Source organism: Gardnerella coleohominis (assembly GCF_002896555.1).
In the GTDB taxonomy this organism is placed as follows: domain Bacteria; phylum Actinomycetota; class Actinomycetes; order Actinomycetales; family Bifidobacteriaceae; genus Bifidobacterium; species Bifidobacterium vaginale_F.
Window position 1 is genome coordinate 264,161 of record NZ_MNLH01000002.1, and the last position, 23,717, is coordinate 287,877.

Below are 23,717 nucleotides of genomic sequence, written 5' to 3' on the forward strand. Positions count from 1 at the left end.
GAAATGGTTGATTCTGTTGATTCTGTTGATTCTGTCAAAGATTCTGAAGATGTTAAAGATAACGAAAAAAGTATGCTAATGCTGAATAATGCAGCGCAATCTGCTGCGGAACTAACAGAATTATGGCCATTAACAGAAGCTCGACACTTAGATAACGACGCAAAATACGCAGAAAATCTTGAAGTGCGATCTATGCGAACAGTTGCACGTATTATTACAGGTCTTGATGTTACTGTGCCTGATGCGGAATTTGTGTATGAAGGTGCGGATGAAATTCCAGGTCGACCTCAAGAAATAGTAGACGCGCTTCTTGATGCTGCAGACGCTTACGACGATATGGGTTCCTGCTATGAGCCTAATTATGATGCAGAAGAAGTATTAGAAAATAATAACGATATAAATTCCGTTTTTGGAAGGCTTATATCTCATTCTTCTGAAGATTCTAATGCAATAAATGCTGCAGCTGATACGTTAAACGTGGAAGGCAATTGGAATAGTAACGATATTGACTCTGCAATTAATTATGCAAAACAAGTGGTTTCTTGCTACGAAAATAAATCATCTGAAACACAAAGAATTATTGTAGTTTTAAGCTTACTAACAAATCTAATTAAAAAAACTAATGATATTCGCGAAACTTTGCCAATATTCTTGTATATTAACGAAGTTTGTGAGTGCGTTGGTGTACCGCGAATGATGTTCAAAGATTCTCAATGGCGTGAGCTTGTCGATTGCGTTAAAAACATCGATGAGAGTGGTAAGGATAGCTATAAAGAGAGCAGTAAAGATAGCAGTAAAGATAACTGCAAAGATAGTAGTATTCACGATTTGATTATTTTTGCTGCACCGTTGCTTAGCGCTGAGTGGAAAAAGCATCGTGAGGATGTGTTGTGGGATCCTGAAGTTGCGAAGAAGCTTGCCAAAGAAGAGGACGATAGAAAGTCTCGTGAGGCTCTTGCAGCGAAGTTTGCGCACGTTGAGGGCAATAAAGAGTCTACGCAAGCTTTAGATTAAAGGCTTTTGATTTTATAAGCGTGGATTCACGTCCGTAACGCGCGGCACAATGGAACCTATGACTGATATCGAGGAAACTCAAGAAGTTGCTAATAACGCAACAAAATCCACAAAGCCTGAACTTCCAAAGAATGTTCGCGTGCGTTTTTGCCCTTCGCCAACTGGTACACCTCACGTAGGTATGGTTCGTACCGCGCTGTTTAACTGGGCAGAGGCTCGCCATACTCATGGCAAATTGCTGTTCCGCATTGAAGATACCGATAATGAGCGCGATAGCGAGGAAAGCTACCAGCAGATTATTGAGGCTCTTCGTTGGCTCAATATTGATTGGGATGAGGGCATTGACGTTGGCGGAGATAACGGCCCATACCGCCAGTCCCAGCGTATGGAAATTTATAAAGACGTAGCACAAAAGCTTTTTGAAGCAGGATACGCTTACGAATCCTTCTCTACTCCTGAAGAAATTAAGGAGCGTAATATTGCTGCTGGCCGTCCTGCTGAGTTTGGTTACGATGGTTACGATCGCAACCTTACTGAGGAACAGAAGCAAGCTTTCCGTGATGAAGGTCGTAAGCCTGCACTTCGCTTGAAGATGCCAAATGAAGACATTACTTTTAACGATTTAATTCGTGGCGAAATCACCTTTAAAGCTGGATCTGTTCCTGATTATGTGATTGTTCGCCCGAATGGCGATCCACTTTACACGCTTACGAACCCTGTTGACGATGCGTTAATGGATGTGAACGTGGTTTTGCGCGGTGAGGATATTTTGAGCTCCACGCCTCGTCAGATTGTGCTTTACCGTTATCTTATGGAAATGGGTATTGCTAAGGAAACTCCACTTTACGGCCATATGCCTTACGTTATGGGAGAAGGTAAGAAGAAGCTTTCCAAGAGAGACCCTGAGTCAAACTTGTTCTTGCATAGGGATAACGGCTTTATTCCAGAAGGCTTGCTGAACTACTTGGCTTTGCTTGGCTGGTCGATTGCTCCTGATCGTGACGTGTTCACTATGGACGAAATGATTGAAAAGTTCGATGTGCGAGACGTTAAGGCAAATCCTGCACACTTTGACTTGGATAAAGCAATTTCCATTAATGCTGAGCATATTCGCATGCTTGATTCGCAAGATTTCTTGAATCGTTCTGTGCCTTACTTGCATAAGGATGGCGTAGTTAGCGCAGACAATTGGGATGCGTTAACTAACCGCGAGCGTGAAGTGCTTAGCGCTGCTGCTCCTCTTGTACAGCCTCGCGTGCGTTTGCTTGGTGAGGTCGCTGGAATGGTTGGCAGTTTGTTAAGCGAAGATGGCTACATTGAGCCAGATGACGATGCGCGTAAACAGTTGAAGGAATCTGCAGGCGAGGTTCTTGATGCTGCGCTCGCTGCTTTGAAGGATGTTGACGCTTCTGATTGGCATACAGATTCTTTGCATGAACTTTTGAACAAGAAGCTTGTTGAGGAAGCTGGTTACAAGCCGCGCTTGGCATTTGGCCCTGTGCGAGTTGCACTTTCTGGACGCCGCGTTTCGCCTCCGCTTTTTGAGTCCATGGAAATCGTGGGCAAAGACGTGACTTTGGCGCGCTTGGCTGGATTGCGTGAGCATTTGTAAAAATGATTAAGCTTTAACGCGATTTGCCCCAATGCTTGTTGATTTTTGCTTGCATTGGGGCATTTTTGTAACTGATTTGGGGATGATTTTTCGCTTGGTGCGACACGCCGCGGTTGCATGTTGGGCAGTTATGTTGTAAAGTCGTCATTTGTTGCGTCAAGAGGCGTAGCTGATAAATGAAAGCCCCCGTCGTCTAGCGGCCTAGGACTACGCCCTCTCACGGCGCCAACACCGGTTCAAATCCGGTCGGGGGTACAAAGACGGAACGGTTCCAAGAGCCGCGAAGCCTGCCAATTGGGGTATGGTGTAATTGGCAACACAGGTGATTCTGGTTCATCCATTCTTGGTTCGAGTCCAGGTACCCCAGCGAATAGCTCTCGTAGGACGAGGGCTTTTTTGTTATCTATTTTCTTTTGGTTTCGCTGCCTATCTGCTGATCATGTTTATCTGTTGACTACTTGTCGATGACATGTCGATTACTTGCATACCTCGAATCTTTAATTAGATTTTCTGAGTAGATTTGATTAGATTTGAGTAGAAATCAAAAACCCCGGAACGATGCCGGGGTTTCTGATAAAAGAAGAAGAGAGGTTAAATTATATCAAGTCTATGTCAATCACTTGTTCGTGATTTCTTTGTTACTTATATATAATCACGCAATCCTGAGTAATAATATGCTATTTGCTGAAAGTTTCCTGTGAATATAATGTTAATTTACTAAGTTTCTATCCTTTTTAGAGAATGTACTTGTTTGTTCTGTTCCAATTCTTCTTTTTAGGAGCGTTTGTTAATAAATCTATAGTCGAATCGACCGAGCTTAAAGCAGCATAGTGCGCTTATTTGGTGTGTTGATAAACAAAAGCAAGAGTGGGTTCTTGGTTTTGTTTACTTTTGGGGTTGATAAGTAAACAAACTCGGGGGAGTGTTCTTGGTTTTGTTTACTTATGTGGTGTGTTGGTAAACAAAGTCGGGGAGAAGTAAACAAAGTTGGGGGAGTGTTCTTGGTTTTGTTTACTTTTGGGGTTGATATGTAAACAAAGTCGGGGAAGTGTTCTTGGTTTTGTTTACTTATGTGGTGTGTTGGTAAACAAAAGCAAGAAGGGTTGCTTGGTTTTGTGTACTTACAGGGTACATAAGTAAACAAACTCGGGGAGAAGTAAACAAATTCAAGAACATGCATGTGCGAAAAATCTCAAATCTCTGCCTAATCGGTAGCAAAGCGTATTTTGTAAATAATCCTATATAAAACTTATTTTCCGCGTATTTCTAATAATAAAAATATAAGAAAAATACAAATTTGTGTGAAATGTTGAATAATCTGCCGTATGCTTAAATTATGCCTGAACATATGTCTTCTCAAGATGAGCCTGATGAATTAAATCTTGTTAGCGCAGAGTTGAGCTCACAGAATAGCGCGTCAGCTACTCGTAGCAATTCTTTATCTATTTCCGCACGCTTAGGGCAATTGCAGTTTCATCTTTCAGGAAAGTTTCGCGTACTTCAATGTGCAGATTTGCAAGAAAGTTCTAAGATTTCAAGCGATACAATTCGTCTTATTGAATCTGCTTGTGATACAGCGCGTCCTGATTTAGTTATTTTTACAGGAAATCAAATTGCTGGATATTCTCCAGATTTTGCTAATACTTTTATGCGTCGCCGTTGGGATAGTAATGCTAATTTTTCCGAAAGTGATTTAGATGCTACTCGCGAAAAGGTGCGTAAGCATATTCGAAGCATGGTAAAGCCGTTGGAGGATCGCGGAATACCATGGGCTGTAACTTATGGTAATCATGATTTTCAGTGCGGTTTAAGTAATGATCAATTGGATGATTTGTATAGAGAGTTTCCCGGTTGTTTAAATCAAAAAGGGAATCCTTCTAGTAGTGCTTCAAATTGGGCTAGTGGAGTGCAGCGCGTTCATGGAATTTTACCTAATCAGGTTATTTTCCCTTGTGAGGCAGGTACTTTAGCTCTTCCAGTAAAAGATGAACAGCGTGAAAATATAGTGTTCTCGCTCGTATTAGTTAATTCAGGAGATTATTCTAAAGAAGGCGGATATGGTGAGCCTTCTCGTAGAACATTAGATTTTTTGAATGAACTTGCAAATTTCCTGCCGCAAAGATTCTGCGTTTTCCAGCATTTTCCTTTGCCTCAGTATTATGATTTGCTCCGCACTGTTCCTGCAAAATCTGCTTCTGCAGAGCATGCTATAGAAGGATATCGCGCATTTAGTGGTAAATATTATGCTTTAGATGAAAAGCGAGTTTTACCTGATGGTTATTTGTGCGAAGGAATTAGTTGCCCGGATGTAGATAGTGGCGAGTTTGCTATCCTGTGCAAGAACGGCACTTTTGCTGTTGCTGCTGGAAATGATCATCGTAATGCGTTTGCAGGCAGGGAACCTTCTAATAATATTTTGCTCGTCTCTACGCCTACTTGCGGATTTGGCTCTTACGGTCCTGAACCGTCTAAACGCGGGATTCGTCTTTTTGAATTTGACATTCGTCACCCATTTGAGCCACGTATGCAAATGCTTGAGTTTGGTGAATTAGTTGGTAAGCCTTCATCTCGCAAGGCGTATACATACGGTTTGACGGCTGAATCTGAGCATAATCTTCCAGAGGTGGATTTATTGCGCAAGCCTTCGCTATGGGTCAGGTTATTGCATAGATTACGCAAGCGTTAGATGCTTAGTGGCGCGCGGAATATTATTACTTCGACAACGATTCGCTTAAATTTACTATTTCGACAACGATTCGCTTAAATATTTGCCTGCAGAAATAATAAGATGCGAATAACGCAACCCCAGGTTTGTGCCCATGCGATTTGCTTCTCCGGATATTGTAAGGGCTGCAATAACTTTTCCTGAAGAGTTACGAATTGGAGCAGAAATTGAGCATAATCTGCTGTCGTAATCATTGAGTGATTCTGCATATCCGCGCTTGCGTACAGTGTTAAGATGTGCGTTTGTAAAGTTTGAATTATCTATATATTGCTGTACTTTTTCAAGATTTTCCCAGGCTAATAATACTTGGGCAATAGATCCGCGTGTGAGTGGAAGGACAGATCCTACTTTAAATAAGGACGCTGTTTTAGAGTTTTCGCGATTTAAATCATCGTATGAATAATTTAATCCTTGATTTTGAAAGTGCGATATATATTTTTCATTGTGCATTGAGTTCATATTGCTAGCAATATTGCGATTTTCTGCTGCAACGCATAAGCATTTGCCACCTTGTCTGCGGAATACTAATGCTGATTCTCCGGTTTTATTTACTAATGTTTTTAAAACTGGATTTACTTTAGATAGTAGCAGATCGTCACTTGTGTATGATGCTAGTTCTGTGAATCTAGATCCAAGTTGTATTTTTCCTTGGTGATTTTTAGATGCAAAGTTGTAGTGTTCTAGCGCTGTAACAAGTCTATGAGCTGTCGGTCTTGGCAAATGCGTTACTTCTACAAGTTGCGCTAAAGTTAGTGGTCCTTGTTCTAATGTGTCAATTATTCGAACAATCTTATCTAGTACGCCTACGCCGGAATAATCTTCTAGATTCTCTTTAGACGAGGAATTTTCTGCTTCTATAGATTGCAAAACATCGTTTATGCTTGCTGTATTTGAGATTTTGTTCTCGTCGTTATATGTTTCCAAAAAATTTTCAGAATTTTCATTAGACAGTGTGGCGTTAGGCAGAGTGGAATTAGACAAAGTGGAATTAGGCAAAATAGCGCTAGTTGGAATAATAATCTGATTGTTTTCGTTATTTTCGTTGTTTACATAATTGCGCATCAGATTGTCATTTTCGCTATTCTGCATATGTTTTCACCACCCCATATGAATGCATATTATTGCAGTTTTGTTTTTTAATAATTTCCGATATTTATTGATTCAATATGGAAAATTATCAATTGCTTAAAAGTTTATTGATGATTATGCCATTATTTGTTAAAAATGCAAATATGGCTTTCAATAATGTTTTTAAGAAATATTCTTTTAAAAAGATAAAAATTTCGTATAAATGTTTCTTGTTGCAAAAATAAGTTTATTTTTATGTAAACTTTACAGTTTTGTTTTGTAAGTGGATTTCCAAAATGATTGCGGTAACATCTACCATATAAATTATTTTTTAAACCAATATCGCAATTTATCTTAATAATAATTACGATTTTTATGATTTTAGGAAAATTGAAAATTTATAATTTTAAAATGGAAAATAAAAATAAAAAATATCATTTTTTTTTCTTGGATTTATCTTTTTTGGCTTTCCAGCTTTCAATTTTTCAGTTTTGCGGATTTTAGATTTATGGCTTTTTAGATTTCCAACTTTTACGCTTTTGGCCCTTCCAGTTTTCTGGATTTTACGCTTTTCGACATTTTAGCTTTACAGCTTTTACGCTTTTATTTTTGATTCTTTTTGAATTTAAGTTGTTAGATAAAATTTGCGTGTAGAATTCAACAAATAATTCAGCGTGTGGGCAAGTGTTTCGCTATGATGTATATAGTGTTTTTGAATGCGCTGCTGCTTTCATGCAAAATATTGTTGGTTCATATATGAGTTGGATATTTTGCGTGATAGAAGATACTAAACTATGTTTGAATATGAGTAAATAGCAAGTGTGGTTGAATCTAAAGTTGGCGCGTGAACGAAAGAGGTAACTGTGTCCGCACATAGCGCAGCTGATATTGACAATAATGCGTCAGATGTTTTGCACGTTGAAGGCGGTAAGCCGCTGAATGGAACTATTAAAGTTCGCGGTGCTAAAAATTTCGTGAGCAAGGCGATGGTTGCAGCATTGCTTGCGCCTGAAAAATCAGTATTAAAGAATGTGCCAGAAATACGAGATGTTCACGTTGTTTCAGATTTACTTCGCTTGCATGGAGTTAATGTTGAAGTAAATGGTTCTGAAGGCATTGTGACGATTGATGCTACCAAAGTTCAATTAGCTGATGTTGCAGATGTTGATACACTTTCTGGATCTTCTCGTATTCCTATTCTTTTCTCTGGTCCGCTGCTTCATCGTTTGGGCGAAGCGTTTATCCCAGCTTTAGGTGGATGCAATATTGGCGGCCGTCCAATCGATTTTCATCTGGAAACTTTGCGTAAGCTTGGCGCAAATGTTGATAAAGAACATGTAGACGGTATTCATATCACAGCACCTTATGGATTGCATGGTACTAAGATTCATTTGCCTTACCCTTCGGTTGGTGCAACTGAGCAAACACTTCTGGCTGCTGTTTTGGCAGAGGGTCGCACAGAGCTTTCCGGTGCTGCTATTGAACCTGAGATTATGGATTTGGTAGCTGTTTTGCAGAAAATGGGAGCTATTATTTCTGTTGATGTCGATCGAACTTTCCGCATTGAAGGCGTTGAAAAGCTTCATGGTTACACGCATACAGCGTTAACTGATCGAATTGAGGCAGCTTCATGGGCTTCTGCTGCTCTTGCAACTCATGGAGATGTGTTTATTAAGGGTGCTACTCAGCCTGAAATGATGACCTTCTTGAATGTATTTCGTAAGGTTGGCGGTCAGTTTGATGTAACTGATAAAGGTATTAGATTCTGGCATCCAGGTGGGGATTTGCAGCCTGTAGCTATTGAAACAGATGTTCATCCTGGGTTTATGACTGATTGGCAGCAGCCTTTAGTTGTTGCTTTAACTCAAGCTAAGGGTTTGAGTATTGTGCACGAAACAGTGTATGAGAATCGTTTTGGATTTACTAAGCCTTTAGTTGATATGGGTGCTATGGTGCAGCTTTATCGTGAATGTTTAGGATCTCTTCCATGCCGATTCCAGCAGCGTAACTATAAGCATTCTGCTGTTATTTTTGGGCCGACGCCTTTAACTGGTCAAGATATTGATGTTCCTGATTTGCGTGGTGGTTTTAGTCATTTGATTGCTGCCCTAACAGCAAAAGGTCCTTCAAACGTGCACGGAATATCGTTAATAGATCGCGGATATGCTGATTTCCGTGGTAAGTTACTCGCATTGGGTGCAGATATTGATTGACGATTAGTTTATGATTCTTAGATTTTTGCAGGTTTTCTGCTAGATTGTCTTTGGATTATTGTCTTTGGATTATTGTCTTTGAGTCATTTTCTTTGAGTCATATTTTTAGTCATATTTATTTTTAACGCTCATAAGTTTTGCTGGTTTTACTGGTTCCGCTGGTTTTACTGGTTTCTTATGGGCGTTTTTGCTATGTGTTATTTTGTAATTTTATGTTTATTTGCGTAAAGAAAATGTTATTTTAAACTTTCGACCACAATGCATAAAAAAGCTTTGTCTATTTAAAAATATTCGTTAAAGTAATACAAACATCCACGGTTGGGGTTGATTGAAAGCAATAAAAGGAGCATTTAAAGCATGTGAATAGGGCATGTGAGTAAAGCATGTGAGTAAAGCATGTGAGTATTAGAAAGTTGGGGCATAAAATGACATGCGTTGGAGGTAGATACCAGCTACTTGGAGAGCTTGGTCGCGGTGGCACGTCTACAGTGTTTCTTGCTGTAGATAACGTGTTGCAGCGAACTTGGGCTGTAAAAGAAGTTATTTTAGGTTCAAATCCTAATCGTGATTTTGTTATGAACGCTTTGAAAGCGGAAATTTCCATTTTAAATCGTTGCGATCATCCTCTTATACCTCGCATTGTTAACTATTTTGAAGAAAATAATCGCGCTTATATAGTGAGAGATTATGTTCAAGGAAATTCTCTTTCATATATTGTTGCTAAAAATGGTGCTCAAAATGCTGAATTTGTGATCAAAATTGGCTTGGAATTATGCGACATATTGAAGTATCTTCATAACTTGCATCCTTGTGTAATTTATGGCGATATGAAGCCAGCAAATGTGATAATAAACAACGAGAATCATGTAAAACTTATAGATTTCGGAGCTTCTCAAGAGTTGAGAACAATACGTGATATAAGTTCAAATGATTATGGTAATGCTATTTTTGCGACTAAAAGTTTTTCTGCTCCTGAGCAATTAGATAAGCGCGCAAATATAACTGTTCAATCAGATATTTATGCATTAGCTGCAACTTTGGGATATGTGCTTTTAGGTAAAAAAGTTGAATTCGATAAGCGCACTGGCAAAATCGGTTTTTCTTATATGCTTAATGAGCGTGAGTCTGAAAATAATATGCATAAGCGAGCTGATTTAGATTTAACTTCTAAATTATGCAAGATTGTAGAATGCGGTATGTGCGCTGATCCTATGCATAGGTATCGTTCTTGCGATGATATGATGAATGACTTACTTATATTGCAAAAATTATTAAGTAAGTATAAGTCTTGCGCTATTTCTGAGATTAATGCTGTTTCGGATGCTGATACCGTCGCTAGTGTTGCTGCAGTTTCGAATGTTGCTGCCGTCTCTGGGATTGGTGCCGTATCGGATGCTGTTACCGTCTCGAATGTTTCTACAGTTTCGAATGCTGCTACAGTTGCGAAGAGTGCTTCTACAGTTTCTGGTATCAATAATGTTTCTGCGGCTAGTACGGTTTCTGCGTCTAATAATCAAACTTCTGATTCAGAATCGTGTGATGATAATTCATACGATTTTAAAGAAGATCATAGTAATAATTCATTTAAAGATGAGTTGTGCGAAGAAGAAACTGGAAAAGATTTTTCGAGTTGCGAGAAAAAGTCGTATGCAAGCAGAAGGGAGCGCACGGCTAATAAGAGGAAGAACTTTGTGCGAATTTTAGCGCTAGTTCTTTCTGGAGCTTTGTGCTTTGTTCTAAGTCCTGTGAGTTTTGCTGTATCTCAACGCGTGAGAAATGAAAATTATGACAATAATATTCGCAATTGCGTTTCTGCTTTAACTTCTAAAGAAGCTGAAATGTATTGCGTGCGTGCGATAAGTGATGAATCAATGCCGATGACTCCTGTGCTTAAATTATTGGAGTATTATTGCAAAGATTATCGCTGGGATGAAAGTGAAATAGTTGCATTCAATAAGATTATTTCAACTTATGAAGCAAGATTGCGCAATCAACCTGAACTATGGTCTAAGCTTTCTTTTGAGATAGGTAAGGCCTATTGGTTTTATGCTTTTGATTTCTTTAAGTCAGAAAATTTTGAGGATGAATCTGAAGTAGATGCGAATAATTCTGAAATTAGTGATTCTAAGAGCGGGCGTAATTATAAGACTGATGATTTTAGTAATGCGCGTGACAGTAATTCGCGCGACGATAATTTGAATAATTCAGATATTTCAGAAAAAGAGTATGCAGAAGATGTTTATAAAGCTGTTGGTTGGTTTGAAGAAGCTTTAAATAGTGAGGATTCTTCAAATTATGAGCTTATTAAACTATATAAGTCTGTCGCCAAATCGTATTTGCAGCTAATTAGAGAATCCAGTGAGGAATCAAAATATTCTACTGATAATTTAGTTAATTCTTCTGAAGATTCTACTAATCAGAACAGTGAGTTGAGCTATGCGCAAAATCAGCAAAAGAAATCGTATTATCGCGACTTTTGTGATTGCCTTATAAGGCTGCTTAAAAAGACTTATGAAAATAATAATGCAGCTTTGCGTATTGGTATGGCTGAAGTTGCTGTGGATAGTGCTCAATTCTTGGACGCGACTTTAGATGATGAAAACGATAAAAATAGCGTGCAAAAAACTTATGAGTTAGCTTATGGTTTAGCGCAGTCTACTAATACTACAAGTCGCATTCTTGAATCTCGAAAGCAACAATTGCTAAGTATTTATGAAGTTATCAAAGAAAATGTGGGTGTTGCTGATAATAAATCTGAATACAAAGATGCAAATAATAAAGAAGTAAATAGTAAAAAATCAAATAGTAAAAAGTCAAATCAAAATAATGCAGATAAAGGAATACTCATAGATAAAAAAGATATAAATACTCATAAATATGCAGATACAGGTGGAGTTTATATCAACGATGACGCTAAAGGAGGTGATGGCAATGATTTTAAAGGAATGAGTTGGAGTAGTACACGAGTCAAATCAAATAAAAATGTGAAGCAAAAGACTACTAAGCGCAACTAAATAGTGGCTAAAAATAACTAAAACAAGGTGGCTGATTGCAGTTTAAACGGATTGCAATTTAGTTTATGTGAATCCAGTTTATGTGGATCCAGTTTAAGTGGATCCAGTTTAAGTGGATCACAGTAGTGGATTGCAGTTTAAGAATAGAGCTTTAAATAGGGGGAAAGTATGACAGCTAATATGTGGAATATGTTGGGATATTCACTTCTGATAATGGGTGTGTTATTGTGCTTCGGAGCGTTCGCTTTGGCGAAGATTGCTGTGTTAAAGCGAGCTGTTAGTTCAGTTGGCACTTTAATTAAAACATCTGCAAGGCATGGTCAAAAATATTCATCATGCGCAAATCACCGTGGATTATCTATTTTTCAAAAGTTTCGTGAAAGTCGCGGAAGGCGCGTTATAGTTCGATCTAAAAAGCGGTTTTTGAGGGGTAATTTTTGTAGCAATAGTCGTCCTAGATCTTCTAGTCTAAGACAAATTTCTTTGCGTACAAGTAACTCTAAGAATTCTGGCGTTAATCGTGTAAATAAACGTTTGCTTTGTCTTGTGTGAGCGAATAAACGTAATGATTAATTAATTTATTTGTAGCTCTAATTTAAATTCGAGCAAAAGTGTTTTGTATCTGTTTATTTGGGGGAATTTGATTATGAAGAGGTTGGGTAAGCATAGTATTTATACATCCTCATCGCATAAACGATGGGTGTATATTCCTATAGTTTTAATAGTTATTATTTCTTGGATGTGTATGAATGAAACGCATATTAATGCATTTTTGCATGATGCGAAGTCTTCTTCTGCAATGGCTGAAGGTAACGAATTGCGTAATTCTAATGATTTGCGTAATTCTAATGATTCGCGTCCGAGTAGTGATTTGCGTGATTTTGATTTTCGCGGATTTAGAAATTTACATGTTAAAAATGTGGATTTTCGCGGTGAAAATGATACGAAAATATCTAATAAAAGCATGTTTGCTTTCGCTCACGCATATGTGCGCTTAAAAATTACTATAGATGGATTTACAAGAGAGTTTGCTAAAAATCTTAAAACTGTGCGAGTTAATATACCGAGCTATAACTCGACTAATAATTCTCGTTTGTATAGGAATTTTCTAGCATTATCGGAAGATGTTGAAGTTAATTACAAAGAGAATCCTCAAATTAAGTCGCTTCCTTTAGATGCGCTTACGAGTTATACGATTAACTTAACTCTTAAAAACGAAGGCATATATGATTTATCTAAGATAACTGTGAAGTCTGTTTCTCTTAGGTATCCTTCGCATTATCGCATTTATTCTAATTCAAAGAATTATGATTCTGAAAATAATGCGGATAATGTTATTTCCGGTAATGGTATTTCTGGTAATGGTATCGGGGATGATGGTATTTCCGGTAATGTTGTTGCGGATAATAGCAGTTTGTCTATTAGCAATTTTGATAATAATCAAAGTTTTATTCGTTACATAGTAATTGACAATACGCGTCCGAAAATATCTGTTAAATACGAAGATAATAATTCTCGAGATATGCAATATTTCAATACTCGTAGAATCGCGCATGTAACAATTCAAGATGAGAATTTTGCTTTAGTTAAGAGCCTAAATCCTTCGATGCCTATAGCAGTTAATTCTTTTAACAATAACAAGGTAATTCTTACTGCTTCTGATTTTACTAAAGAGGATACAAGCAAGAAATGGCATGCGACAGCGAATTATGACGACGGATTTTGGTGCGTGCTATATGGATTTGTAGATCTTTCTGGGAATAAGTCAGAAATATTAAAAAATTCATTTATTGTAGACAGTAGAGCTTCTAATGCTGGTATTACGAATACTGGTAGCAATGAAAAGCGTAACAGTGGTTCTCGTGATGCTGGTTCTCGTGTCAGTGGTTCTCGCGACAATGGTTCTCGCGACGGTGATGTTGATTCTAGTAATAGTGATTCTATACGTAGTGATGCTGCTACTGATCGTAATAGGGCTTCTGCTGTGAACAATGATTCAAATAATAATACTCGTAATTCCAATGATTCTAAGTCTTCATCGGCGAATGTTGGAAATTCTAAAAGTGCTAAAAAAGAAGCTACTAACGAAAATCTGAATAAAAGTAATAAAGCTAGAAAAGATGATCTCGTAGAAAAGTCTGTTAAGACCAGTGCGAAAATTAAGCGTTCTTCGAATAATACGGCAAATAGTGCGGCAAATGGTTCGGCGAATAAGAGAGTGAGTCAGAAAGTTAGTGTAAAAGGTAGTCAGAAAGGTAGCCAAAAAGGTAGTCAGAAAACTATCCAAAAAGGTAGTCAGAAAGTTGGGAGAAAAGATTCTCTAAAGTCTGCTCATAATCGCAAATCTGATGATATCAATAAGCGAGATAGTAGTCCAAAACGCGTTGAAGAATCTGATGCTTCTGATGCGTCTAGTGCGTCTAAAAGACAAGAGAAAGATGAGGATTCTTCTAATAAAACAGTGCAAAAAACTAAAGATAAAAGTGCTGAAAAGAATGAAAACGATTCTGAAGTTAGTAATACAAAATCAAATAAAAGCGTTAAGAAAAATAAGAATGTTTCACGAAGTGTTTATAGATTGCATCCTAGATGGAAAGCAATATTAAAAGATCATAATCGAGCTATGCCGCATGACATGGCGGATGCTATAAGGTTAAATCGCAGTGCAAGAAAGTCTTACGCTAAAAAGGATTCTTCTAAACGCGCTTCTGCAGATTCGTCTAATAAATCGAGTACTAAATCTAAGAAATCTTCTGGGGATTCAGCCAATCATGATGATTCTGAAGAATATAGTGCTAATAAAGATAAAACGAGCGATAAAGATAGCGATAGTGATAAAGGTGATGATATCGATAAAGATAGCGGATCTAAAAGCGATGATGATAAGAATAGTGAGGATTCTAAAGATAAAAATAAAGATGATTCAGAAAATCAGGGGGAAATTTCGAATGAGCATTCCAATAAGAAGCTAATGTCTGAAGATAAATCATTCTCAAACAATCCTTCTAAAAACAATAATGCTGGATTATTAATTGCAATTGCCGTAATAATTGTTAGTGTTTCTGGCGTTTGTGTAGTTGGATATTTTGTTTATCGTCATGACGGGAAGCTTTTTGGGAATTAACCTTGAAATAACCCAAATAACCACGAATTTTATAATAAAAAAGCCCGCCGCGGTGGAATGAGTGCAGCGGGCTTAGTGGAGCTAATGGTAATCGAAACCACGACCTCTTCGATGCGAACGAAGCGCTCTACCAACTGAGCTATAGCCCCAATATCTTACGACAACTCTCCAAGGTTACTACAAAATTTATATAAGCACAACGAGGTTCGTATATAGGCTATCGGTGTGTCGCGTACGAGCGGCGGTATTGCAACGTTTTGTGGCGCGACGACCTGCTTGAGCGTTAAAGCATAGTGCGCGAAAGCAATTCGGAGCGGAAACTCGCTCAAGTTGGAAGTCCAGTGGACTTTCAACGCAAGTGAGGTCTGCCTGAGTCAGTAAAGACAAAGGCAGGGTGATTTATTTGGTATTGCATTTGGAGTTTGGTCGTGACTATTCCTAAATCTATGACTATTCCTTATTAGAATCGTCATTTTTCTTTGCTTTATGAGCAATATGAGCTTTAATCAGACCTATAAAAGTAGGGATAAGCGATAATAGTAAAATCGCAACGATTACTAATTCAAAATTTTTCTGCACAAAAGGTATGTTTCCAAAGAAATATCCAAGTAAAGTAAAAAGTGAAGACCATGTTATTGCGCCAAGAATCGAATATGGCGTGAATCTTATCCACTTCATGCCAGAAATCCCAGAAATAAACGGCATAAATGTGCGAATAAACGGGAAGAACCTACCCATGAATACTGCTAAAGGTCCCCACTTGTCAATCATCTTTTCTGTTTTCGCAAGTCGCTCAGGAGTAAGAGCCTTAACCATACCTGATTCAACTATTTTGCGTCCGAAGAAATGGCCTATCATGTAGTTGCATTGATCGCCAATAATTGGGGCAAGCCAAACAACACAAAGTAATAATGGAAGTGGCAATGCGACGTTACCAGTTTTAACGTCTGGTGCTGCAAAAACTCCAGCCGCAAACAACAATGAATCGCCTGGCAAAAATGGGAAGAACACAACTCCAGTTTCAATAAAAATTACTAAGAATATAATCCCTAGGGCTGGTGCTGTGCCCATGGCAATCCAGCCAGCTATGGCTGAGTGTGGATTTTTGAGAAGATTAGCAATAAAATCAATGAATCCCATGAATATCCTGTCGTATGGCTGCAACGATGCTATTGAAACGTTGCATATGTCAATTAACTCGGACTACTAATTATATTGCAATGCTTCAACTTAAGAAGTTTTGCAAATGTGCATATAAGCGTACACTCGTATAAAATATGGTGATAGATAAAGGTAAATTTTGTGACGTAAAATATAAAGTGTTACAGTAAATGGGAAGGAGTTCGGCTGATATGAAGACTAAAGTAAATAGTGATAAAAAGTCTGAATCTGTAGAGGAAAATTATTCTATTTCTAATTCTGTAGATATGTCAAAGCCGGATGAGGAGCTTTCTATTGCAGATATTTCGCGTAAAAACTCTAATCCTAAATGGGTAGCTTTATACGTAGTTGTTTTGCTTGTAGCTATTATTGCTCCGTATTGGGAAGGTAGAACTCTTGCGGCAAATAATACAAATTGGGTTATAGATAATTTTTCAGTTCTTTCGCCAGCTGGAGTTGTTTTTATTTCTTGGATTGTTACTGTAACGCTGTTTACTTGTTTGGCTATGACTGTTATTGAGCCAAAACAGTGGATATGGAGAATTGGCTTACTCGTATTTTTGGCATTTGAACAATTTATTGCTGGATTGTGCTTGTTGCGATTAAGTTTCTGGTATTCTACTCATGTTGTTTACGGTGCTTCAGCTGCTTTGGCGAATGCTGCTAATCTTGGAATTATATCTGCTGGATTTGGTGTTGCTGCGTTTGCAATATTATTTGTTGGATTACTCGTTGTAGTGCCTAAAAAATCGCGCCTTAACGTATTTACGAGAAGCTGGGCATCTTTCCTTATGTTCTACACTGTTGAAGTTATTTCAATATTAATAGTTTTGTTTGGCGGTTTTCTAACAGCAATGTAGTTGATGCAGCTAATGCAAAATTGGATTGTAGTTGAATTTTATTTTGCGCTTAGAATTTTTGCGTTCATATATTAATTTGTTCTCGCTTAGCTGTAACATTGAAACTCGGCGTGTAACGCCCGCGGATTGAGAGCGCTACAACATGAGGTTGTGGCACCGCGCAGTGATATTAAGGAGGACGCCGTGGCATTAACGGCTGAAGATAAGAAGAATATTATCAACGAATACGCGACGCACGAGGGTGACACGGGTTCCCCAGAAGTGCAGGTCGCTTTGTTGAGCAAGCGCATTGCTGATCTCACTGAGCATTTGAAGGAGCACAAGCACGATCATCATTCTCGTCGTGGTTTGCTTCTTATGGTTGGTGATCGTCGTCGTCTTCTTGATTATTTGAAGCGCGTTGACATCAATCGCTATCGTTCTTTGATTGAACGACTTGGCTTGCGTCGATAATCTTTTTTGACCCGGGTGTTATTATGCCCGGGTCTTTTTGCATTTCTTCTGAGTTTTAAACATATTTGTTTGTGTGAAAAGCTTAGTAGAGAAGTGTAGGAGAGAAGCTTAAGAGGAAAACTTAAGAGAGAGAATCTTAGGAAAAAGTTTAAGAAGAAAACTTAAAAAACTTAAGAGAGAAAATCTTAAAAGCAATAATTTAAGAGAGTAACTATTGAGAGAGTCTTGAGAGAGTCTTGAGAGAGTCTTGAGAGAGTCTTGAGGGAGTCTTAAGAGAGTATTTAAAGAGTCTTGAGAGAGTCTTAAGAGAGTCTTGAGATAGTAATTTAAGAGAATAAAGAAACTAAGAAGTTTGAGAGAGAAATAAAATCCTCAGAATAATTTAAATAATTCTGTAGATTTAAAATCTGGGAAGACAGAAAGTCTCGAGAAGAAAATAATAAAAGTTAAAATAATAAATTATAAATAAAATAATAGAGTAATAATTAAGGCAGTAAAATCTTTAATATATATTAAAGAAGATTGAATATTAAAACTTAATTAGTCTTTAATTCAGCACAATGTATTTGTAAATAGCGCTGAATTATTTTAATTTTATAACTAAAAAATGAAGTATAACTAAATAAGGATGATTGAAGTAGCCGAAACAAAAAACACTACGAAATATTGGCGTAATGCAAGTGTTGCAAAGATTGCAAATATTCGCATATAGGTAATGATGCGAAGTCGTCAATGTTATTACGCATGTTGGTTGATTAGGTAAGTTAAGAAAAGGAGGAACCCGTGGAGGGTCCCGAAATTAAGGCTGTAGAAGCCGTTATTGATAATGGTTCATTTGGAAAGCGTACGATGCGCTTTGAAACTGGTCGTCTCGCTCAGCAAGCGGACGGTGCTGTTGCCGCATATTTGGATGATGATTCCATGATTTTGTCTACGACGACTGCAGGATCTAGTCCAAAGGAAAATTACGACTTCTTCCCATTGACTGTTGATGTGGAAGAAAAAATGTATGCTGCTGGAAAGATTCCAGGATCTTTCTTCCGTCGTGAAGGCCGTCCTTCTAACGAAGCAACATTAGCATGCCGTATTATCGATCGCCCATTACGTCCATTGTTCCCACACACTTTGCGTAACGAAGTGCAAGTTGTTGAAACAATTTTGGCAATTAATCCAGATGATGCATACGATGTTATTGCTTTGAATGCTGCATCTGCATCTACTATGATTTCTGGATTGCCATTTGAAGGCCCAGTTTCCGGCGTTCGCTTGGCTTTGATTGATGGTCAGTGGGTTGCTTTCCCACGCTGGAGTGAGCGCGAGCGTGCAGTATTTGAGATTGTTGTTGCTGGTCGTGTTATTGAAAATGGCGATGTTGCTATTGCAATGATTGAAGCTGGCGCTGGCAAGAATGCTTGGAATTTGATCTACAATGAGGGTCAAACTAAGCCAGATGAGGAAGTTGTTGCTGGCGGTTTGGAAGCTGCAAAGCCGTTTATTAAGGTTATTTGCGATGCTCAGAATGAGTTGAAGCGTATTGCAGCTAAAGAAACCAAGGAATTCCAGCTGTTCCCAGAGTATACTGACGAACTTTATGCCAGAATCGATGAGATTGCTCATGCTGATTTGAATGAGGCTCTTTCTATTGCTGAAAAGCTTCCTCGTCAAGATCGCATTGCTGAAATTAAGGAAGGCGTGCGTGCTGCAATCGCAGAAGAGTTTACTGATATGGACGATGAGGAGAAGGAAAAGGAGCTTGGTAACGCTTTCAAGGAGTTACAGCGCCAGATTGTTCGTCGTCGTATTTTAACGGAAGATTATCGTATTGATGGCCGCGGTTTGCGCGATATTCGTACGCTTTCTGCCGAGGTTGATATTGTTCCTCGCGTTCATGGTTCTGCGCTTTTCCAGCGTGGCGAGACTCAGATTTTGGGCGTAACTACTTTGAATATGCTTAAGATGGAACAGCAAGTGGATGCACTTTCTGGCCCACAAACTAAGCGTTATATGCACAATTACGAAATGCCTCCATATTCCACTGGTGAAACTGGTCGCGTTGGTTCTCCAAAGCGTCGTGAAATTGGTCACGGTGCTTTAGCTGAAAAGGCTTTGGTACCAGTTTTGCCAAGTCGCGAAGAGTTCCCATACGCTATTCGTCAGGTGTCTGAGGCTATTGGTTCCAATGGTTCAACTTCTATGGGTTCCGTTTGCGCTTCTACGCTTTCTTTGCTTGCAGCTGGTGTGCCTTTGAAGGCTCCTGTTGCTGGTATTGCTATGGGCTTGGTTTCTGGCGATGTCGATGGAAAGCATATCTTCAAGACTTTGACCGATATTCTCGGTGCAGAAGATGCTTTCGGTGATATGGACTTCAAGGTTGCTGGTACTTCCGAGTTCATCACTGCTTTGCAGCTTGATACTAAACTTGATGGCATTCCAGCTGATATTTTGGCTGCCGCTTTGCAGCAGGCTCACGAAGCTCGTTCAACGATTCTTGAAGTTATTAACGAGTGCATTGATTGCCCAGCTGAGATGAGCCCATTTGCTCCACGCATTATCACAACCACAATTCCTGTAGATAAGATTGGTGAAGTTATTGGTCCTAAGGGCAAGATGATTAACCAAATTCAGGAAGAAACTGGTGCTGAAATTGCTATTGAAGATGACGGTACTGTTTACATTTCTTCTGAAGGTGGCGAAGCTGCAGAGAAGGCGAAGGAAATCATCGACTCTATTGCAAATCCTCGCGTACCAAAGGCTGGTGAAACTTTCACTGGTAAGGTTGTTAAGACTACAAGCTTTGGTGCTTTCGTAAACTTGACTCCAGGAACTGACGGTTTGCTTCATATTTCGCAGATTCGCAATTTAGCAAACGGTGAGCGTATTGACACTGTTGAAGACGTGCTGAAGGAAGGCGATAATGTTGAAGTTATCGTGCAAAGCGTAGATGAGCGCGGAAAGATTTCTTTGGCTATTCCAGGTTTTGAAGATCAAGAATCTTCAGCTCCTGCAGGCAGGGAAAATCGTACTCGTAACTCCCATGATGATCGCGATAGCAATGATCGCGGTGATTATCGTGCTCGTTCACGCCGTGATGATCGAGACAATCACGATCGTTCAGACCGCAATGATCACGCTGATCGTCCTCGTCGCCGCATGCGTGACGACCGTGATGATAGAGATCGTGTGAATCGCGACGACCGTTATGCTGATCGCGATGCTCGTTATGATGACCGCGGTAGCCGTCGCGATGATCGTCGTGATGATCGTCGTGCAGATCGTGCAGATCGCGACGATCGTTACAATGACAGTGATTTTGACGATCGTCCTCGTCGCCGTATTCGCGATGATCGCGATGCTCGATATGATAATCGTGATGATCGTGACGTACGTGAATCTCGTGAATCGCGTGAATCGCGTGATGACCGTGATGATCGCGGTAGCCGTCGCGATTCAGAAAATCGTCGCGCATCTGATCGAAATCCACGTTATGCAGCAGATGATGATCACTATGATGAATATCGTTCAGCTCGTGATGAACGTGCAGAACGTCCTCGTCGCCGCGTGCGCCGCGATTTTGATCCATTCGAGGAGAATTAATCGCGCAAATAGTATTAAAGCAAAATTATTGCTAGATACTAACTAAAAATGAATATTTGTAGAAATGCCTTCAAATTGCGTCTGCTTTTGAGGGCATTTCTCATAAACATCAATTAGCAAAGCCTAATTAGCATATTAGTCATTCTAATTAGCAAGATGCGTCTGAAGCATATATTATGCAATCTCTGCAATGAACTAGTATGAAAGCATATATAAAAACAGGAAAAGTTTATACTACCAGCGTAGGGGTGAAATATGGTTATGCATCGCGCATTAGGTTCGTTTGATACAACTGCTATTGGTTTTGGCGAAATGCCGTTAACAATAGAAAATAATCTTGGCCATGATATGGGAATTGAAACAATTCACGCGGCTCTTGATGCAGGTTGTACGCATATTGACACAGCTTGGGCATATTACTGCTCTGGTGGCGAGGAACAAACTGGCGAAAAGCTTGTTCGTGAGGCTTTAGAAAGCTGGAAAGGCGACAAATCTTCTATTCTGGTTGCTACTAAAGTCGGTCACTTCCGTAACTTTACTGACGGACGACCAACATGGGGTAAAGATGGCAAGCCAGAGCATTTGATTGCGCATGCCAAAGAGTCTGCAATGGCTTTAGGTGTTGACACTATTGACTTGCTTTACTTCCACAGGCCAGATCCAGAAGTTCCATACAATGAGTCTATTGAAGCAATGCAACAGTTGCTTGACGAAGGTGTGTCTCGAGAAATCGGTATTTCTAACGCTTCTGTAGAGCAGATTGATATTGCTCGCAATATTTTAGGAGAAAAGTTAGTAGCAGTACAAAATCAATATTCTCCAGTTCATTTAGAGAATGAAGATACCTTGCAATATTGCGAAAAGCTCGGAATTGCTTTTGTTTGCTGGAGTCCTCTTGGTGGATTCCGTCATCCTTATGACGAGCATCTTTTTGATCCATTCCGCAAAGTTGCAGAAAATCATGGCGTAAGCTATCAGCAAGTAGTTTTGGCTTGGGAGCTAGCTAAAGGCGATCACATATTCGTAATTCCTGGAGCTCACAGACCGGCTACAATTTTAGATAGTTTGAAAGCTTCCGATTTGCAATTAAGCAATGAAGAATTGGCTTATTTAGGCTGAAAGAAAACAATAAAATGCAAGAAACAAGCGTAACTGGTATGCCATTGCCTCACGAAGATGAGGATGGTGCACCAATTCCTGTGACTATTCCGGTGGCGTTAGGAACTCGCACTCGTGCAGTTTTTACTACTAGATTGGGTGGGATTTCTGAAGGATTATTTGCTTCACTTAATTTAGGTGGTCGCGCAGGAGATAATTCAGAAGCTGTAGCGAGCAATCGCGCAGCTTTACAGAAAGCTTTGCAAGCCGATTTGTCGCTTGTTGCTCAAGTTCATGGCAGAGAAGTATTTGACGCAGATAGTGTAGTAGATTCATGGAATACTTCTTACGGCTTTGATGCAACAGGTTTTGCGGATTCGCAATTTAGAATTGAAGCGGATGCGCAAGTTTCAACTGCGTGCTCTCTCGCTTTGGGCATGTTTGCTGCTGATTGTTTGCCAGTTTTACTTGCGGACGACGAAGCTGGAGTAATCGCTGCAGCGCATTGTGGGCGAAAAGGATTGATGGCTGGTGTGCTTGATTCTGCCATCGAAGCAATGTGCGAAAAGGGAGCTGAGCGTTCTCGCATAACAGCAGTGCTTGGCCCATGTATTTGTGGAGATTGCTACGAAGTTGGTGAGAGTATTGCTCGCGATTTTGAAAAACGTTATCCACAAACTGTAACACAAACGCGTTTCGGTGGAATCGGTATTGATATTGCTGAAGCTGCTCGCATTGATTTAGCGCTCGCAGGAGTAGCGAATATTGTTGAAGCTTTGCCGCGAGTTACAGCTGCAACGCAATATTTATCTGAAGATGAGGAATTGCGCACGATTTGCGGAGTAGATGGTGAAGGCGAGTCCTTAGCTGCACGATTGCAGGATTTGCATAATCCTATTTGTACTTTGGAAAATCCACTCTGGTATTCTCATCGCCGTGCTAGTTTGGCTGGAAAATCGCATGAAGGAAGATTGCTTGCTCTTATAATCAAGGACAAGTAGAAAGATATTGTTATGCATCAAATCAACATAGTTATCTCAGGGTTTGGTCCATATTCAGATCTTGATATAAATCCTTCTTATGAAGTTCCACGCGCGCTGTCACTTATGCAAAGCGATCAGTTTTCTTTACCAAAAGACACAACTATTAAAGTCACATCCGTGATGCTACCTATTAGTTTTGCTAATTCTTGGCCAGAACTATTAGAAATAGTCGAACGTGAAAATGCGAATATAGTAATATCAACTGGTGTTAAGCATGCTGCTCGTGGAGTGCAACTAGAGCGTTGTGCTACGAATATGATGGATGCTAAAAAGCCTGATGTTGATAATCGTAGACCTCAGCGAATGCCTATTGTAGAGGATGGCCCTGCGGCTTATTGGACTCGTTTGCCATTGCGTATGATTTTAAATGATTTTGCGCATGAAGGTATTGCTTCAACTTTAAGCTCAGATGCTGGAACGTATGTTTGCAATTCGCTTTTTTACAGATTATTACATTGGTCTGCTAGTAAAACGGATAGGCGATTATTGGCTGGTTTTGTGAGTTTTCCGCCTGTTGTTGAATCTCACGATGCTCGTCATGGTTTGCCTTTGGATATGCAAATTAAAGCTGGTCAAGATATTGTAAGTGAAGCTGTGAAGTACTATCTTAAGCCTTCATCTTCGGATATTTTATTTGAGTAGATTTTATTCTTATATCCTATTTTTATATTTTGTATTTATTTATTGTGTGAGCTTCGCAAAAACGTGCGCAACACCCGAGTGTTTTGCTTACGTAAG

Annotated in this window: 15 protein-coding genes and 3 tRNA genes; 15 read left to right on the forward strand and 3 right to left on the reverse strand. The window is 39.3% G+C overall.

Translation table 11 applies throughout. The features are described from left to right. Positions 1-3 precede the first annotated feature (3 nt). The 5 genes from BFS05_RS02945 to BFS05_RS02965 all read left to right on the forward strand — a co-directional run bounded on the left by BFS05_RS02945 (position 4) and on the right by BFS05_RS02965 (position 5,312). Positions 4-1,014 carry a hypothetical protein gene (locus tag BFS05_RS02945; protein WP_103084520.1) on the forward strand — a complete coding sequence of 337 codons (1,011 nt, stop codon included), beginning with the start codon at positions 4-6 and terminating at the stop codon, positions 1,012-1,014. A 49-nt stretch (positions 1,015-1,063) separates the two neighbouring features. Continuing rightward, positions 1,064-2,626, forward strand: a complete 1,563-nt coding sequence (gene gltX, locus BFS05_RS02950) for a glutamate--tRNA ligase (protein WP_103084521.1) — start codon at positions 1,064-1,066, stop codon at positions 2,624-2,626. A 182-nt stretch (positions 2,627-2,808) separates the two neighbouring features. Further along, positions 2,809-2,881: transfer RNA gene (locus BFS05_RS02955), tRNA-Glu, on the forward strand. 40 nt (positions 2,882-2,921) lie between these two features. After that, positions 2,922-2,993: transfer RNA gene (locus tag BFS05_RS02960), tRNA-Gln, on the forward strand. Between the two features lie 981 nt (positions 2,994-3,974). Continuing rightward, a complete protein-coding gene (locus BFS05_RS02965; RefSeq protein WP_103084613.1) occupies positions 3,975-5,312 on the forward strand; it encodes a metallophosphoesterase in 1,338 nt (445 codons plus the stop codon). 54 nt (positions 5,313-5,366) lie between these two features. On the opposite strand, the gene BFS05_RS02970 is transcribed toward BFS05_RS02965, so the two are convergent. Continuing rightward, entirely contained in the window at positions 5,367-6,347 is a 981-nt protein-coding gene (locus BFS05_RS02970; protein WP_374703764.1) for an IclR family transcriptional regulator, read from the reverse strand. A 935-nt stretch (positions 6,348-7,282) separates the two neighbouring features. Between BFS05_RS02970 and murA the strand changes: the two genes are divergently transcribed. The 4 genes from murA to BFS05_RS02990 all read left to right on the forward strand — a co-directional run bounded on the left by murA (position 7,283) and on the right by BFS05_RS02990 (position 14,770). After that, positions 7,283-8,632 (forward strand): UDP-N-acetylglucosamine 1-carboxyvinyltransferase, encoded by a 1,350-nt coding sequence (murA, locus tag BFS05_RS02975; RefSeq protein WP_180978570.1) that lies wholly within the window; start codon positions 7,283-7,285, stop codon positions 8,630-8,632. 425 nt (positions 8,633-9,057) lie between these two features. Further along, complete coding sequence (locus tag BFS05_RS02980; protein ID WP_103084523.1) at positions 9,058-11,646, forward strand: serine/threonine protein kinase; 2,589 nt, start codon at positions 9,058-9,060, stop codon at positions 11,644-11,646. A 168-nt stretch (positions 11,647-11,814) separates the two neighbouring features. Next, entirely contained in the window at positions 11,815-12,198 is a 384-nt protein-coding gene (locus BFS05_RS02985; protein ID WP_103084524.1) for a hypothetical protein, read from the forward strand. A 193-nt stretch (positions 12,199-12,391) separates the two neighbouring features. After that, positions 12,392-14,770 carry a hypothetical protein gene (locus tag BFS05_RS02990; RefSeq protein ID WP_103084525.1) on the forward strand — a complete coding sequence of 793 codons (2,379 nt, stop codon included), beginning with the start codon at positions 12,392-12,394 and terminating at the stop codon, positions 14,768-14,770. A gap of 76 nt (positions 14,771-14,846) precedes the next feature. On the opposite strand, the gene BFS05_RS02995 is transcribed toward BFS05_RS02990, so the two are convergent. Then, a tRNA-Ala gene (locus BFS05_RS02995) sits at positions 14,847-14,919 on the reverse strand. 301 nt (positions 14,920-15,220) lie between these two features. After that, positions 15,221-15,910 carry a DedA family protein gene (locus BFS05_RS03000; RefSeq protein WP_103084526.1) on the reverse strand — a complete coding sequence of 230 codons (690 nt, stop codon included), beginning with the start codon at positions 15,908-15,910 and terminating at the stop codon, positions 15,221-15,223. Between the two features lie 212 nt (positions 15,911-16,122). Here BFS05_RS03000 and BFS05_RS03005 point away from each other — a divergent pair, with 212 nt between their 5' ends. From BFS05_RS03005 to BFS05_RS03030, 6 genes are all read left to right on the forward strand, one after another. Next, complete coding sequence (locus BFS05_RS03005; protein WP_374703757.1) at positions 16,123-16,791, forward strand: teichoic acid transporter; 669 nt, start codon at positions 16,123-16,125, stop codon at positions 16,789-16,791. A 183-nt stretch (positions 16,792-16,974) separates the two neighbouring features. Then, positions 16,975-17,244: a 30S ribosomal protein S15 gene (rpsO, locus tag BFS05_RS03010; RefSeq protein ID WP_004109774.1), complete on the forward strand. Its 270-nt coding sequence runs from the start codon at positions 16,975-16,977 to the stop codon at positions 17,242-17,244. Between the two features lie 783 nt (positions 17,245-18,027). Beyond that, positions 18,028-20,838, forward strand: coding sequence for a polyribonucleotide nucleotidyltransferase (locus tag BFS05_RS03015; protein WP_103084528.1), 2,811 nt, complete (start codon positions 18,028-18,030; stop codon positions 20,836-20,838). A gap of 255 nt (positions 20,839-21,093) precedes the next feature. Beyond that, complete coding sequence (locus BFS05_RS03020; protein WP_180978571.1) at positions 21,094-21,957, forward strand: aldo/keto reductase; 864 nt, start codon at positions 21,094-21,096, stop codon at positions 21,955-21,957. A gap of 14 nt (positions 21,958-21,971) precedes the next feature. Continuing rightward, entirely contained in the window at positions 21,972-22,937 is a 966-nt protein-coding gene (locus BFS05_RS03025) for a purine nucleoside phosphorylase YfiH/LACC1 family protein (protein WP_103084529.1), read from the forward strand. A gap of 12 nt (positions 22,938-22,949) precedes the next feature. Further along, the gene (locus BFS05_RS03030) at positions 22,950-23,621 is read left to right on the forward strand and encodes a pyroglutamyl-peptidase I (RefSeq protein ID WP_103084530.1); all 672 of its coding nucleotides are present in this window, start codon (positions 22,950-22,952) and stop codon (positions 23,619-23,621) included. Positions 23,622-23,717 lie beyond the last annotated feature (96 nt).

What these genes read in the sequence shown, in the direction of transcription:
- BFS05_RS03020 (WP_180978571.1), top strand. Translation starts at nt 21,094, where the DNA reads ATGGTTATGCATCGCGCATTAGGTTCGTTTGATACAACTGCTATTGGT.
- BFS05_RS02965 (WP_103084613.1), top strand. Translation starts at nt 3,975, where the DNA reads ATGTCTTCTCAAGATGAGCCTGATGAATTAAATCTTGTTAGCGCAGAG.
- BFS05_RS02990 (WP_103084525.1), top strand. Translation starts at nt 12,392, where the DNA reads ATGAATGAAACGCATATTAATGCATTTTTGCATGATGCGAAGTCTTCT.
- BFS05_RS03025 (WP_103084529.1), top strand. Translation starts at nt 21,972, where the DNA reads ATGCAAGAAACAAGCGTAACTGGTATGCCATTGCCTCACGAAGATGAG.
- gltX (WP_103084521.1), top strand. Translation starts at nt 1,064, where the DNA reads ATGGAACCTATGACTGATATCGAGGAAACTCAAGAAGTTGCTAATAAC.
- BFS05_RS03005 (WP_374703757.1), top strand. Translation starts at nt 16,123, where the DNA reads ATGAAGACTAAAGTAAATAGTGATAAAAAGTCTGAATCTGTAGAGGAA.
- BFS05_RS02985 (WP_103084524.1), top strand. Translation starts at nt 11,815, where the DNA reads ATGACAGCTAATATGTGGAATATGTTGGGATATTCACTTCTGATAATG.
- BFS05_RS03000 (WP_103084526.1), bottom strand. Translation starts at nt 15,910, where the DNA reads ATGGGATTCATTGATTTTATTGCTAATCTTCTCAAAAATCCACACTCA.
- BFS05_RS02945 (WP_103084520.1), top strand. Translation starts at nt 4, where the DNA reads ATGGTTGATTCTGTTGATTCTGTTGATTCTGTCAAAGATTCTGAAGAT.
- BFS05_RS03030 (WP_103084530.1), top strand. Translation starts at nt 22,950, where the DNA reads ATGCATCAAATCAACATAGTTATCTCAGGGTTTGGTCCATATTCAGAT.
- BFS05_RS02980 (WP_103084523.1), top strand. Translation starts at nt 9,058, where the DNA reads ATGACATGCGTTGGAGGTAGATACCAGCTACTTGGAGAGCTTGGTCGC.